Origin of the sequence: Pseudoalteromonas rubra, assembly GCF_000967655.1 — a bacterium.
In the GTDB taxonomy this organism is placed as follows: Bacteria; Pseudomonadota; Gammaproteobacteria; order Enterobacterales; family Alteromonadaceae; genus Pseudoalteromonas; species Pseudoalteromonas rubra_A.
In genome coordinates, this window is sequence record NZ_JXYA01000026.1 from 105,391 (window position 1) to 119,330 (window position 13,940).

At 46.3% G+C, this 13,940-nt stretch carries 16 protein-coding genes; 10 read left to right on the plus strand and 6 right to left on the minus strand.

Annotated features, from left to right (window positions below):
- Nucleotides 1-138 precede the first annotated feature (138 nt).
- Together TW77_RS11960 and TW77_RS11965 are read left to right on the plus strand one after the other, a co-directional pair.
- Nucleotides 139-336, plus strand: coding sequence for a hypothetical protein (locus tag TW77_RS11960; protein ID WP_205623868.1), 198 nt, complete (start codon nucleotides 139-141; stop codon nucleotides 334-336).
- Nucleotides 337-428: 92 nt separating this feature from the next.
- Nucleotides 429-887 carry a nuclear transport factor 2 family protein gene (locus TW77_RS11965; RefSeq protein WP_046005211.1) on the plus strand — a complete coding sequence of 153 codons (459 nt, stop codon included), beginning with the start codon at nucleotides 429-431 and terminating at the stop codon, nucleotides 885-887.
- Between the two features lie 9 nt (nucleotides 888-896).
- Here the strand turns inward: TW77_RS11965 and TW77_RS11970 are convergent, their stop codons facing one another.
- Nucleotides 897-1,478 (minus strand): MarR family winged helix-turn-helix transcriptional regulator, encoded by a 582-nt coding sequence (locus TW77_RS11970; protein ID WP_046005212.1) that lies wholly within the window; start codon nucleotides 1,476-1,478, stop codon nucleotides 897-899.
- Between the two features lie 80 nt (nucleotides 1,479-1,558).
- Between TW77_RS11970 and TW77_RS11975 the strand changes: the two genes are divergently transcribed.
- From TW77_RS11975 to TW77_RS11990, 4 genes are all read left to right on the plus strand, one after another.
- A complete protein-coding gene (locus TW77_RS11975; RefSeq protein ID WP_046005213.1) occupies nucleotides 1,559-2,161 on the plus strand; it encodes a carboxymuconolactone decarboxylase family protein in 603 nt (200 codons plus the stop codon).
- A 147-nt stretch (nucleotides 2,162-2,308) separates the two neighbouring features.
- Nucleotides 2,309-2,854 (plus strand): GbsR/MarR family transcriptional regulator, encoded by a 546-nt coding sequence (locus TW77_RS11980; RefSeq protein ID WP_046005214.1) that lies wholly within the window; start codon nucleotides 2,309-2,311, stop codon nucleotides 2,852-2,854.
- Nucleotides 2,855-2,976: 122 nt separating this feature from the next.
- Complete coding sequence (locus tag TW77_RS11985) at nucleotides 2,977-4,320, plus strand: cytochrome ubiquinol oxidase subunit I (RefSeq protein ID WP_046005215.1); 1,344 nt, start codon at nucleotides 2,977-2,979, stop codon at nucleotides 4,318-4,320.
- Nucleotides 4,313-5,311, plus strand: a complete 999-nt coding sequence (locus TW77_RS11990) for a cytochrome d ubiquinol oxidase subunit II (protein ID WP_046005216.1) — start codon at nucleotides 4,313-4,315, stop codon at nucleotides 5,309-5,311. Before TW77_RS11985 ends, TW77_RS11990 begins: the two co-directional genes overlap by 8 nt.
- A 76-nt stretch (nucleotides 5,312-5,387) precedes the next feature.
- Here TW77_RS11990 and TW77_RS11995 read toward each other — a convergent pair whose 3' ends face one another.
- Together TW77_RS11995 and TW77_RS12000 are read right to left on the minus strand one after the other, a co-directional pair.
- Complete coding sequence (locus TW77_RS11995) at nucleotides 5,388-6,407, minus strand: lytic murein transglycosylase (RefSeq protein WP_046005217.1); 1,020 nt, start codon at nucleotides 6,405-6,407, stop codon at nucleotides 5,388-5,390.
- Nucleotides 6,400-6,681 (minus strand): YcgL domain-containing protein, encoded by a 282-nt coding sequence (locus TW77_RS12000; protein ID WP_046005218.1) that lies wholly within the window; start codon nucleotides 6,679-6,681, stop codon nucleotides 6,400-6,402. The genes TW77_RS11995 and TW77_RS12000 overlap by 8 nt, the downstream gene beginning before the upstream one ends.
- Before the next feature lie 143 nt (nucleotides 6,682-6,824).
- Between TW77_RS12000 and minC the strand changes: the two genes are divergently transcribed.
- Genes minC through minE form a run of 3 tightly spaced genes read left to right on the plus strand, consistent with a single transcriptional unit; the run spans nucleotide 6,825 to nucleotide 8,606 of the window.
- A complete protein-coding gene (gene minC / locus TW77_RS12005; RefSeq protein WP_046005219.1) occupies nucleotides 6,825-7,526 on the plus strand; it encodes a septum site-determining protein MinC in 702 nt (233 codons plus the stop codon).
- Between the two features lie 5 nt (nucleotides 7,527-7,531).
- Nucleotides 7,532-8,341 (plus strand): septum site-determining protein MinD, encoded by an 810-nt coding sequence (gene minD, locus TW77_RS12010; RefSeq protein ID WP_046005220.1) that lies wholly within the window; start codon nucleotides 7,532-7,534, stop codon nucleotides 8,339-8,341.
- Between the two features lies 1 nt (nucleotide 8,342).
- Nucleotides 8,343-8,606 carry a cell division topological specificity factor MinE gene (gene minE, locus TW77_RS12015; RefSeq protein WP_010381216.1) on the plus strand — a complete coding sequence of 88 codons (264 nt, stop codon included), beginning with the start codon at nucleotides 8,343-8,345 and terminating at the stop codon, nucleotides 8,604-8,606.
- A gap of 47 nt (nucleotides 8,607-8,653) precedes the next feature.
- On the opposite strand, the gene rnd is transcribed toward minE, so the two are convergent.
- The 3 genes from rnd to TW77_RS12030 all read right to left on the minus strand — a co-directional run bounded on the left by rnd (nucleotide 8,654) and on the right by TW77_RS12030 (nucleotide 12,484).
- The gene (rnd, locus tag TW77_RS12020; protein WP_046005221.1) at nucleotides 8,654-9,787 is read right to left on the minus strand and encodes a ribonuclease D; all 1,134 of its coding nucleotides are present in this window, start codon (nucleotides 9,785-9,787) and stop codon (nucleotides 8,654-8,656) included.
- A 40-nt stretch (nucleotides 9,788-9,827) separates the two neighbouring features.
- Complete coding sequence (fadD, locus tag TW77_RS12025) at nucleotides 9,828-11,477, minus strand: long-chain-fatty-acid--CoA ligase FadD (protein ID WP_046005222.1); 1,650 nt, start codon at nucleotides 11,475-11,477, stop codon at nucleotides 9,828-9,830.
- Between the two features lie 122 nt (nucleotides 11,478-11,599).
- Complete coding sequence (locus tag TW77_RS12030; RefSeq protein WP_046005223.1) at nucleotides 11,600-12,484, minus strand: alpha/beta fold hydrolase; 885 nt, start codon at nucleotides 12,482-12,484, stop codon at nucleotides 11,600-11,602.
- A gap of 137 nt (nucleotides 12,485-12,621) precedes the next feature.
- On the opposite strand from TW77_RS12030, the gene TW77_RS12035 reads away from it, so the two are divergent.
- On the plus strand, nucleotides 12,622-13,923 hold the full coding sequence (locus TW77_RS12035; protein WP_046005224.1) for an alkaline phosphatase: 1,302 nt from the start codon (nucleotides 12,622-12,624) through the stop codon (nucleotides 13,921-13,923).
- Nucleotides 13,924-13,940: the final 17 nt, after the last annotated feature.

Here is a 13,940-nt window from a genome sequence, read left to right on the forward strand (position 1 = left end):
AACAGCGCCAGAAACCATCCTTTTTTACCAGCACTGAAAATAAAAAACATAAATTACTATCAAGTTTATGCGCTGTACTTTATAATATGGTCGATATTTAACCAAATTAGTTTTACCGAAATGAAAAAGAAAGCCCGAATGAACCCACTCGTCACCCACTTTACGTTCGCCAGTATTATTTTGGCTATGTTGTGGATGTTTGTTCAGGATAAAGACACCCTGTTGATGGGCAGCGCCCTGGTGCTGGCTTATATTGTTTGCGCACTGGCCTATCGAATGATTGCAGCGCGAGAAGCATTCAAAAACGCCAGCAAACAGTCCCACAAAAAACATTAACGTCTGACTCGATACAGGTGCCAGGATAACACTTGGCCTCTGTATTGGAGTGTGCAATCATCCGGATACACCATTACAACAGGAACTTATAAATGTATCGTCGAATGCTGCCACTCCTTTTGCTACTAGGCGGCTGCGCCTCACAACAGCCATCAGACTCAGTACAACTTTGCCAGACTCTCGTTTACGCCTATCCGGAAATACGCGACAACAGAAGCGCTGAGCAATACGCCGATTTATTCACGGATAACGCCCGCTTTAGCGTTGATAAACTGAACATCGAGCTCGATGGTAAAGCGCAGATAGTGGCGCGCTTTAACAAAGCACGCAAGAATACCACAACGGTTCATATGATGACCTCCACGCGTCAATACCGCCAAAACACAACTCTTGCAGCAGAATCTCATTTTATTCTGCTACTTAAGAGCAAGGCGCAGCCTGATACGACAAAAATTATCAACGGCCGTTATCTCGATACCTTCGATTACGACGAGACGCAATGTCGCTTCAGTAACAGGACTGTGCTGATTGACCGCATGGATGTCTTATAGTTAGAACCGCTAGTTTTGATTGCTGCGTTTATGCCAGCGCAGCATTTCTTTATGGTCTCGTGTTACAACCAGTCCTTTAGCCTCCATTTCAGTTACTTCGTTAGCCAGTATTTCTTCTGCAGTTAATTCCAGTTTCATCAGCAAGCCGCTTAATAACGCCTTTTCGTCATCGGACATGTGGGCAGTCAACTTTTCTTCTCGTTTACGTATATGCGCCGTGACTTCCCGATACACCTTTTCCCCTGCTTGCGTCAAAGCAACAGGCTTACTTTTGCCAGACAGTTCGGTTGCACGCACCAGGTCCAGCTTTAACAGCGCATTCACCGCACGAGTCACCGAATAGGGGTCTAGTCGAGACTGATAACTCACTTCGGCAGCCGTGACGGGCCCATACGATCCGACGTTAAGTAACACGCGTAATTCCCTGGTGTTTAGCTCTGTCAGCGAGCGGATCACCGGATCCCGGTCCAGTGATAACAGGTTACTGACCACAGCAACCTGAAATGGTACGTGCTCTATCAGGTCGAGCGCGTCTTTGCCTTCATTTGTTACTGCCAGTGCCCGCTTTCTGTTGGCAATGGCTTTTTTCATATCATTGTCACTGGACAATTTGTACCTCTACACATATAGTTGTTGCATATGCAACATATAAAACATCAACAGGAACCAGTATGCCTTTAGTTAAGCCTTTGTCACAAGAACATGATCAGGAAGTCGCAGAACTTGCGAAGTTTTTTAATGAAACACTGGGCTTTTGTCCAAATAGTGTACTCACCATGCAAATTCGCCCGGCAATTGCCCGCGCCTTTATCAATTTAAACAAAGCCGTGATGGAAAATCATGGTCGGGTCACATCAGAACTAAAGCGACTGATTGGCTACATTACCAGTGCAAACACAGGGTGCCGCTACTGTGAAGCACATACCATATTAGCAGCACAGCGCTACGGCGGCAGTGATGAGAGACTCGCGAATATCTGGCAGTTCAGAGAAAGTGACGTATTTACAGCCGCTGAAAAAGCCGCATTTGAATTTGCGCTGGCCGCCTCCAGCGTGCCAAACGCCGTAGACGCCTCGATTGAAAGCGCCATGCAGGCGCACTGGGATGACGGGGAGATCGTTGAAATTCTTGGTGTGATAGCTCTGTTTGGCTATCTCAATCGCTGGAACGACTCTATGGCAACAACATTAGAGCCAGGCGCCATCGACGCCGGTGAAACATTGCTTAATGAGCGCTGGGAAACCGGCAAACATAGTAGCCAGCCTGCCAAATAAACCGAACATCCTTCAACCGATGGGCAAGCACCTACCTATGCTGCCCATTTTTGACCTCTTATGCCTGAAAATTAGTTGAACAATTGGCTTGATCCAAATCAATCAGCACTATATATTAAAGTTTCAATAATTACTGAAACTTTAAAAATGCAGCTATCACCTAAAATCGAAAACTTCGTTCTCCATTGTGGAGAAATGGGAAGCCGCTGGGGCTTCAATCGCACCATTGGCCAAATGGTTGGTCTGCTGGTTATCAATGAGAAGCCGTTAACGGCCAATGAGATTGCTGAAGCACTCAAGATCTCACGAGGTAATGTCAGCATGGGGATCAAAGAGCTGCAATCATGGCAACTGGTTAAAGTTCACCATATTCCCGGTGACAGAAAAGAGTACTATTCGCCAAATGGCAGTATCTGGGACCTGGCAAACCGCGTTTTCGAAGAACGCCGTAAACGTGAAATTGACCCCACCCTGACCTTGTTGCGCGATCAGATTCTCGACAGCGCGAATTCACCAGAAGAAAAATACGCGCAAGAACAAATGCAATCTATCCACGACTTGCTGGAAACGGTGACCAAGTGGTCTGCCGAACTGCAACGCCTGACACCTGAGCAGTTGCAATCCTTGATGAAGCTCGGCTCGTCGGTCAGCAAGGTGATTGATTTGAAGGACAAGCTACTCAGAAAATCTTAAAAGAGTGGCTTTTGAAAAGGATTTTTTCATTGTGCGCGGTTCGTGCCCGCGCACTGAGTCGTATCAGTCACCGTTTGCCTGACTCAGGCTCGACCAGGCTGATATAATATGCGAGGTGCGTCATGCTTGATACCCTACTGTTGTCGCGTATTCAATTTGCGGCAAATATAAGCTTTCATATTCTTTTTCCTACCATCACCATCGCTTTGGCCTGGTTTCTGGTGTTCTTCAAGTTCCGTTACGACCGAACCGGCGAAGCTGTGTGGCTGCGGGCCTACCGGTTTTGGGTGAAAATATTTGCCCTCACTTTTGCGCTCGGCGTGGTCAGCGGTATCACCATGTCTTTTCAGTTTGGCACCAACTGGCCCGGCTTTATGGAGCGTGTCGGCAATATAGCAGGACCCTTACTTGGCTATGAAGTGCTAACCGCCTTTTTTATGGAAGCGACCTTTTTAGGCATTATGCTATTTGGCATGAAACGTGTCAGTCCGCGCCTGCATACCTTTGCAACACTCATAGTTGCTATAGGCACCACCCTGTCGGCTTTTTGGATCTTGTCTTTGAACAGCTGGCTGCAAACCCCGACTGGCTACACCCTGGTAGATGGCGTGTTCTATCCCAAAGACTGGTTTGAGATCATCTTTAATCCATCATTTGGTTATCGCTTTTTTCACATGTTGCTGGCAAGCGGACTCACCGCGTCTTTTCTGGTCGCCGGGATTAGCGCGTATCGCCTGCTCAAAGAGGATCATAAGCACGCTCCCAAGTTGACTTTAAAAGTATCGCTCACGGTCGCAGCCCTGCTCGCCCCGATGCAGATGTTTGTCGGCGACCTGCATGGCCTGAACACCTTCGAGCACCAACCACAAAAAGTAGCCGCGATGGAAGGGGTATGGGAAACCGAACAAGGGGCACCTTTGCTACTCTTTGCTATACCGGATGAGCAACAAAGAACCAATCACTTTGAAATCGCCATTCCCAAGCTGGCGAGTCTGATCCTGACACACGAGGCTGAAGGCGAAATTAAAGGACTTAATGAATTTAAAGGGGAACACCCGCCGGTTAAACCTGTATTTTTTGGTTTTCGGATCATGGTAGGGATAGGCGTTTTAATGATACTCGTCGCCTTAGTGACCCGTTATACCTTATGGAAGCACTCGACCCTCCCGACCTGGCAGCTTAAAGCCTTAGTAGTCATGACATTTTCAGGATGGATTGCCACGCTAGCAGGCTGGTACGTCACTGAAATTGGTCGCCAGCCATTTATGGTCAGTGGTCTGGTTAAAATTGAGGAGCTGGTTACAAACGTCCCCAGTGAACACGTCTTGCTGACCTTGATTGGTTACCTGACTTTATATGCAGTTTTGCTGGCAGCTTACATCAAAACGCTGTTCTACACCGCGCGCAATGCCGTTCAAGTTGAAGAGTACCAGACAACACCAGTTCAGGGAGGTCAATATGTTTAGCGCTGAATATCTTGCATTACTTTATAGTGCGCTGATGGCACTGGCGATTATCGTTTACGCTGTACTGGACGGCTATGACCTGGGGGTCGGTATTTTGTTACCGGGTAACAATAAACCCGCAGCGGATACCATGATAGCGTCAATTGGTCCTTTCTGGGATGCCAATGAAACCTGGCTGGTGCTGGCTGTAGGCCTTGCATTAATCGCGTTTCCTTCCGCCCACTCGATTATCTTGCAAGCGCTCTATTTACCCATCGCGTTTATGCTGCTGGGATTAATTTTAAGAGGGGTCGCTTTTGATTTTCGCGCCAAAGCGAAAACTCGTTACCGGCAAACCTGGGATCGTTGTTTCAAGCTGGGCAGTCTGATCACCGCATTTACGCAGGGGTATATGCTGGGCCTGTATGTGATGTCTTTTGAACACAGCCTGGCGAGTCACCTGTTTGCTACGCTCAGTGGTGTTGGCGTGATTGCGGCTTACACCTTAATTGGAGCAGGCTGGTTAATCATGAAATGCGAAGGCGAGATACAAAGCGCTGCTATCCGCTGGTGTCGACTGAGTAACCTGATTGCTTTGCTGGGCGTACTGGCAGTTTCTGTGGTTAATCCGCTGATTAATGCTTACGTTCAGACACGCTGGTTTGGTACCGAGATAAGCCTGTTACTGCTGCCACTGCCATTAATCTGTATGGTGCTCTTTGTCATACAAGACAGAGTGTTGGTAAAACTCAATCGCAACCCTAGCCATGGTTGCTGGTTACCTTTTGCCATCACAGTGATGATATTTTTACTGTGCTTCTTTGGCCTGGTATACAGCTTCTTCCCATATGTTGTACCAGGTACACTCACCATATTCGAAGCTCTTGCCGATCCGTCTGCCCTCACCTTTATGCTCTACGGCGTAGTGCTGGTGGTGCCGGCTATCATTGGCTACACGTTGTTTTCTTATCGGGTTTTCTGGGGAAAAACTCAGGACCTGAGCTATTACTGATTTTCACTTGCATTAGCCCAACCAAAAAGGCAGCTCGCACGCTGCCTTTTTTATTGTTGTTCTTTTATCTGAACGACTAGATTTTCGGATAGCCAATACGATCAGATAAATAACCTACACTGGTTGCGAAATAGTAGCTGCGGTTCCAGTTCATCAGCGCTTTGTAGTTGTTGTAAGCCAGATACATACGACCGTTCATATCATCGGGCATAACTAAAGCAGCACTAATATTTACCTTAGGTAAGTCGGTGCCGTCTGTACGTCTTACACCCAGGCTCTGCCACTCTTCGAGTGAGCGCTCAGAATCACGCCAGAACTCCAGCCATTGTTTGTGGTTTTTCGAACCACGTTTGAGCACATACTGGCTCGGGAAGTCCTCTGGTAATTTAACCTGGCGACCCCACGTCAGGTTATCGTTCCAGCCCACGCTTTTAAGGTAGTTTGCTATCGAGGCCAGTGCATCTTCTTTACTGGTCCAGATGTCTTTTTTACCATCATTATTATAATCAACGGCATAAGAGTTGAATGACGTTGGCATAAACTGGGACTGGCCCATGGCGCCGGCCCACGACCCCTTGAAGTTGTCAATATTGACGTGACCATCTTTGAGAATATCCAACGCGGCCCATAATTGACGCTTATACAAAGCTTCGCGGCGACCATCAAACGCCAAAGTGACGAGTGAACTGATCACAGGGTAGCCGCCCTGGACGCGGCCAAAACTACTTTCAAGTCCCCATAGGGCAACAATAAAGCGCCCCTGCACGCCAAAATCTTGGCTGATCTTATCCAGCAGCACTTTATTTTCTTTGTAGAGCTTTCTTGCTCGCTGAACTTTCCAGTCTGGTACGCGTTTAGGTAAATAAGTTTCCAGCGTCTCGACTATTTCTGGCTGGTTCTTATCCTGTTTAATCACTTTCTTTTTAAATTTAACCGTGCTGAACGCCTGGTCAATCAAAGCCTGTTCATAGCCTTTTTCGCGAGCTTCAGCTTTTAGCACTTCAACGTAGCTATCGAAGCGCGCCTGGTCATCCGCTTTTACGCTTTGCGATGCCAGACATAAAGATACGAATAATGCGGATAGTGTTTTAGTCACTTTTTACTCCGTTTTGTCTTTTTAATTCGTCCAGAAGATTTTCTTGTGGAGGCGGCAGCTGCAAATAAAACCCATCGTCGATTAATTTTTGCTTAACGTTACTTAAATCCGCAACCCCAAGTTTGGTGCGTTTTGCTAAATCCACAATGATTACAAATATTGGCGTACCAAAAGTAGCCATTAAAGGGTCAGGGACTTTGCCAAAATCGTCTCGTTTTTCAATAAAAAGATAGGTATCGGCTTTTTTACTACTTTTATATACTGCGGCTAGCATTATAACCCTATAAAATCTTGCTAATCTGAGAGCAGCACTATACCATGACCTATATACTATTTGGAAAGTTTTGCGACTCTCAAACGTACAGAGTACGGGGTCAGAACAATATTAATCAGAGTTCGCACTGGTATTGAGCGCTTATGTCTACACAGTCTTTTGAATTGAAGGGAAACCTGTTTACACTCTCAGTTTTACACCTCTTCGATGCCGACCTTGGCAATGTAAAACAACAACTGAGTGATAAAATTTCCCAGGCTCCAAAGTTTTTTAAAGGGGCACCTATCGTCATCAATCTTGCCGACGTCCAGGAACAGAGTATTGTCCTTAGCGATTTAAAACGCATTCTTACAGAGCTGGCTTTAAACCCGGTTGGTATATGTAATGGTACAGAACAGCACAATGCTGAGGCAAAAGAAATAGGCCTCTCTGTACTTAACTATACTAAAGACGTTAAGCCTGTGACTCAGGAGAGTGCTGACACGCAAGTGGTGGAAAAAGAAGTCTATCTCGGCGCCCAGGTTATCAACAGCACAGTACGCTCTGGGCAACAAATTTACGCGAAGGACCGGGACCTCATTGTACTGGGCGCGGTCAGCCATGGTGCAGAGGTCATTGCCGATGGCAATATTCACATCTATGGCACGCTCAGAGGACGTGCTATCGCTGGTGCGCAAGGAAATCACGAGGCAAGTATTTACTGCCAAAAGCTGGAAGCAGAATTGGTTTCAGTCGGAGGCAGTTATTGGATCAGTGACTCTTTACAGGGAGAACACTGGGGCAAAGCCTGCCAGATTTCACAAAATAACGAATCATTAGAATTAACAGCATTGGTCAAAGGATAATTCAGATGGCAAAGATTATTGTCGTAACTTCAGGTAAAGGTGGTGTAGGTAAAACCACATCAAGTGCAGCGATCGGCACAGGTCTGGCACTTAAAGGATACAAAACAGCCATTATCGACTTTGATATTGGCCTGCGTAACCTAGATCTCATCATGGGCTGCGAACGTCGCGTTGTCTATGATTTTGTCAACGTCATCAATGGCGAAGCCAATCTGAATCAGGCATTGATAAAAGATAAGCGTGTTGAAAAGCTTTATATTTTACCGGCTTCACAAACTCGCGACAAAGATGCCCTGACTAAAGAAGGCGTTGAACGCGTGCTGAAAGACATGTCGGAAGACTTTGATTTCATCATCTGCGATTCACCTGCGGGGATCGAGGCCGGTGCAATGATGGCCCTATATTTCGCTGACGAAGCGATTGTCACCACTAACCCGGAAGTGTCTTCTGTCCGCGACTCAGATCGCATTTTGGGCATTTTACAAAGTAAGTCAAAACGTGCGGAAGATGGCCTGGAGCCAGTCAAAGAGCACCTTTTGCTTACCCGTTATAACCCGGAGCGTGTTGAAAGCGGCGACATGCTATCGGTTGAAGATGTCCAGGAAATCTTGGCCATCGATTTACTCGGCGTGATCCCTGAGTCTAAAGCGGTACTGAATGCATCTAACTCAGGACAACCCGTTATCCTGGATACAGAGTCGGACGCAGGCCAGGCATACAGCGATGCCATCAATCGTTTGTTGGGCGAAATCGTCGACTTCAGGTTTTTGAATGTTGAAAAGAAAGGACTGCTAAAGCGGATTTTTGGAGGTTAATGTGTCTTTACTTGATTATTTTCGATCCGAGAAAAAGTCCAGCGCATCGCTGGCTAAAGAGCGGCTACAAATAATCGTTGCCCATGAACGCTCCAAGCGTGGCACCCCCGATTATCTGCCTCAGTTAAAGCAGGATATACTGGAAGTGATCCGTAAGTATGTCAAAGTAGACTCTGACGCAGTCAATGTGCAGTTTGAGCAAAATGAAGATGATTTGGCGGTACTGGAGCTCAACGTGACGCTCCCGGATGACGAGCAAAAATAAAGTCTCTATAAAAAAGCCGCACACTGTGCGGCTTTTTCATCTTGGCGTTAGGCAATATGCCACTTCGACAGCGCGTCTTTAAGTATCTCGTGACGCCAACCCTGAAATAGATCAGGTTTCAGGAAAGTCTTTCTCTGTTGTTCATCCAGCTTCCAGTTCCAGCCAATCACCTGATTGATCTGCTTTTTCGAAGCAAATACATCCACCGGAATATCGTGTTCCCTGGCCACTTCTGTGATTGCTTGCTTTATTTCTTTCGCGGCCCCTTTGTATCCGGGATAATCAATCAGCCGTTGCACGCGCGCAGGTAGCTCTGACTCCGGTACCGCTTTACCCGCTTCAATACAGGCAAGAATTTCTTTACCTGAGCGATTCACTTCCATTGGCTCAACACCCGGCACATTTCGCAAGCTGTTTAGAGAGCCCGGTCTGCGCTTAGCTATTTCGACCATATTATGTTCTTTTAGCACAAAATTGAGGGCCAAATTCTTTTTCTCGGCCTTGTTCTGTCGCCAACTGGCCAGTGTTCTTAAAACGGCAAGATCACGCGGCTTTAGCTGCCAGACATTTTTGATACCGAGGTAGAGGTAGTGATCCGGCGTTCTGAATGCGCGCTTTTGGGCGATCAACTGCGATTCAAATGTCACTATGTGCGATAACCCTTTTTCGGCAATCTTTTTGCTGATGGTCTGATAACATGGCAGAAGGTAAAATACGTCTGCTGCGGCATATTCCAGCTGACTTGCCTGCAATGGGCGCTTAAGCCAGTCCGTTCTGGACATACTCTTATCGAGCTCAATATCGAGCATCGACTTAACCATGTTGGCAAAACCCACACAATTACCCTCTCCGAGCAACTGCAGTGCAAATTGAGTGTCAAACAAAGGTGTCGGCACAAAACCCGCAAACTTTTGAAATACTTCAATATCTTCAGAGGGCGAATGCAATACTTTGACAATCTGTTCATCGCGAAGTAAATGCCATAACCCTGAAAAATCTAGCTCACTTAACGGGTCTATCAACGCCAGATGCTCGCCATCGTAGACCTGAATTAAGGCAATCTCAGGATACAAAGTTCTGCGGCGCATAAATTCAGTGTCTATAGCCAACACCTGACTATCTGACAGGTTAGCTATAAAGGCATCGAGCTCTGCTTGTTGCTGGATAAATTGATACTGCACATTTACTCCCTATAAAAAACCGGCTTTCGCCGGTTTCTTTTTACTTTAATGCCCTACGCAATATTTTGCCAACATTGGTCTTGGGTAATTCATCTCTGAATTCGACCAATTTAGGGACTTTATAATTGGTTAGCTTGTCGCGACAGTGTTTTATTATATCTTTTTCTGTCAAAGATGGATCCTTTCTTACAACAAAAACTTTAACCTGTTCACCACTTACATCGTGCGGCACACCAATGGCAGCAACTTCTAGTACACCATCGTGCATCGCAACCACTTCTTCAATTTCGTTAGGGAAGACGTTAAAACCAGATACCAGGATCATGTCTTTCTTACGGTCTACGATATAGAAGAAGCCTTCGTCGTCGTAAATGGCGATATCGCCGGTGGCGAACCAGCCATCTTGCAAACACTCTGCCGTTGCGTCCGGGCGGTTATAATAGCCAGCCATGACTTGCGGTCCTTTAACACACAGCTCACCGGGCTCGCCTTTTGGTACTTCTTCGCCCTGATCATTAATGATTTTCAAGTCTGTGCTTGGTGCCGGTAAGCCGATAGAACCGTTATAGCCATCCAAGTCCCAGGGGCATATTGTAACCAGAGGCGCACACTCAGTCAGGCCATAGCCTTCCATCAGTTTACTTTGTGTCACTTTCTGCCAGCGCTCAGCAACCGGGCGCTGCACCGCCATACCACCGCCTAATGACATCTTCAAAGTGGAAAAGTCCAGCTCTGAGAATCCTGGTGTGTTTAACAGCCCATTGAATAAGGTGTTTACGCCTGTGATGGCCGTAAACGGGTATTTTGCCAGTTCTTTAACGAAGCCAGGCATGTCCCGCGGGTTCGTGATCAAAATATTGTGACCGCCATACTTCATAAAAGTCAGGCAGTTCGCTGTCAGTGCGAAAATATGATACAGCGGCAGCGCCGTAATAACGACTTCTTTGCCTTTGTCGAGCACCTTATCCAGGCAACCAGATACCTGCTCCAGGTTGGCAACCATATTACCATGGGTCAGCATGGCACCTTTAGATACGCCCGTGGTACCACCTGTATACTGTAAAAATGCCAGATCATTGAGGTCAATCTCAGGTACCTTATACTGACCCGGATCAGCCTTGATAGCATTAGCAAATGGAATTGCATTAGGCAAACTATAGTCGGGCACCATTTTCTTCAGCTTTTTAACAACGAAGTTGACCAAATGCTTTTTGACGCCACCCAGCATGTCACCAATTTGTGTTACGACGATATGTTTAACACCCGTCGTAGGCAATGCCTTCTCGAGTGTATGTGCAAAATTGGCCAATATGAAGATTGCTTTCGCTTCTGAATCATTGAGCTGATGTTCGAGCTCTCGTACCGTGTACAAAGGGTTGACATTGACTACCGTACAACCGGCTCGCAGCACACCTAAGATGGTTACGGGGGTTTGTAGCAAGTTTGGCATCATCACCGCTACTTTGTCCCCTTTGCCTAACTTAAGGGTGTTTTGGATATAACCGGCGACTGCCTTGGTTGCTTCATCAACTTGTTGGTAAGTCATTGTTTTACCCATGTTACTGTATGCTGGTAACTGGGCAAACTCTTTAAAACTGTTGTCGAATAATTCAAGCAGCGAGTTGTAGTGTTCTGGGTCGATTGTTTCAGGCATCCCCTCGGGGTAGCGCTTTAACCAGATTTTTTCCACTCTTAGCTCCTGTGTTCTCGTTATTTTTTATATTGGTCTTACCTTAATATGCTTAAGGCACACAAACAATTGAGTAAATACTCTAAAGCTAGGATAGTCCCACATTTAACACAAATATACAATCAGGAAACGTCCGGATGCGATATATGCGTTAAGATCTTTGTCAAAACTTGCTCTGGCTCTTCCATATGACAATGGTGCCCTCCAGCCACTTCAACGCTTGTAAACTCTTTAAAACATTGAGAAAACTGCCCCAAACTGTGCTTCATTTGCGCGTAGCCTGAGGAGCCCATGATTGCCAACGTGGGTGTCGCCACGTCTTGCAACAGAGACAGTGCCTGAGCACGTGAAAAGCGCATTGTGGACGGCAGTTTCAATTTAGGATCTGTCGTCAAACGCGCGCCCTCTTCAAGTTCTTCAATGTTTCGCTCCATTAATATAGCAGCAATTTCTTCGCTGAAGTCACTCACTTTAACTCGTGCTTTGATGATAGCCTGTTTATCGGCAAACAGCCGCACACTGGCGCTGTTTGTTTGTTCAGTCACTTCTCGCGCAATAAACGCCTTGAGCAGTTGCTCCTTAGCATGCTTATCGCTTTGATAAAGCAAACCTATACCATCTATTAATGTCAGAGTATTTACTTTTTCTGCATATAAGCTGGTGAATAAGCCGCCCACCAGCGCCCCCATAGAATGGCCGACAATGTCGCATCGTGCAATCTCCATGGTACGAAGAAAGCTAAAAATATCATAAACATATTCGACGAAGTAATAATGTGCATCAGCACTTCGCCAGGCTGACTTACCATGACCAACAAAGTCTAACGCAATAAATCTGTGCGTTTGCAGTACTTTATCGCTCAGACTATCCAAAATGGGCATAAAGCTATTGCTGTTATCCTGCCAGCCGTGCAGCATCAACACCGTTTGTGGGCCGTGGCCCAGTTCCTGATAGGCAAAACCACTTGCTTCCCCTTGTTTTATCTTATTTTTATTAGCAGTCAACATAAATTCATATTCTTATTGTACGTATTACTTTAATATTCTACCCATTCTGGCTCGGGTGCAAAGCATAAATCACACAGCTTACAATGATTTACCATGCACAAAGACGAGCAAACATACGGGAACATTAAGGATCAACTATGACACGAAAACTAAGTGCCCTCGCATTTGCCCTGGGCTGTACCTTGTCAAACTCTGCATTCGCGGCGCCGAAAAATATCATCTATATGATTGGAGATGGCATGGGGCCGGCATTCACCACGGCTTATCGCTATATGCAAGATGATAAGACAACCAAAATGGTTGAGCCAACAGTATTTGATTCAATCCTGGTTGGGATGGCACACACTTACCCGGACGATGATACGGTAGTCACAGATAGCGCAGCAGGTGCCACGGCACTCAGCACAGCCTCGAAAAGTTATAACGGGGCAATTGCGGTAGATACACACAAACAATCGCTTAAAACCATGCTGGAGATTGCCAAAGAACGAGGCATGACCACAGCTTTGGTCGCCACATCACAGATCAACCACGCTACACCGGCCAGCTTTGCCGCACATAATGAGTCGCGTCGCAACTATGATGAAATCGCCGACGATTATATTGATAACAAAATTGCCGGTAAGTTACCTGTTGATTTAATGCTCGGCGGTGGTACTAAGTACTTTATTCGTGATGACCGCAACCTGGTTAGCGAATTTAAAGAAGCCGGTTATCAGTATACAGATCAGTTCGACAACCTGGATTCATTAAACCGCCTGCCCGCACTAGGCCTGTTCGCTGATGTCGCCTTTGCGCATGCAATCGACAGTGATGAGCCAAAACGGTTGACAAAGATGGCCAATAAAACACTGGAGCTATTAGACAAGCAAAATGAGAAAGGCTTTTTTGTGATGATCGAAGGCAGTCAGATTGACTGGTGTGGTCATGCTAATGATATCGCGTGCGCAATGAAAGAAATGGACGATTTTGCGGGGGCGATTAAAGTCGCCAAAGCATATATTGATGCAAACCCAGACACATTATTGGTTGTTACCGCCGACCACTCTACGGGTGGTCTGACTTTAGGTAGTAATGGCGTGTATCAGTGGAAAACAGAGGTTGTTGCAAAGGCCAAATCCTCAGTCAAAGAGCTGACTAATACCCTGTTTGACATGAAAGCGGACCAAATGGGCAAAACCTGGACGCAACTTACGGGTTTACCTTTTGATAAAGAGACTAAAAAAGCACTGGCAGGAGCACAAAAAGACTCCAAAGAGGCGCTGTACAAAGCGGCCAATAAACTCATCAATGATGCGAGCTTTACGGGTTGGACAACCAAAGGTCATACCGCGATTGACGTACCAATTTTTGCCTACGGGAAAGGACGCGATTCGTTCATTGGCTCCTTAAACAATACCCAGATTGCAGATAAACTGATTTCTTACATCGAGAAGTAATCAACTACACGGCGGGT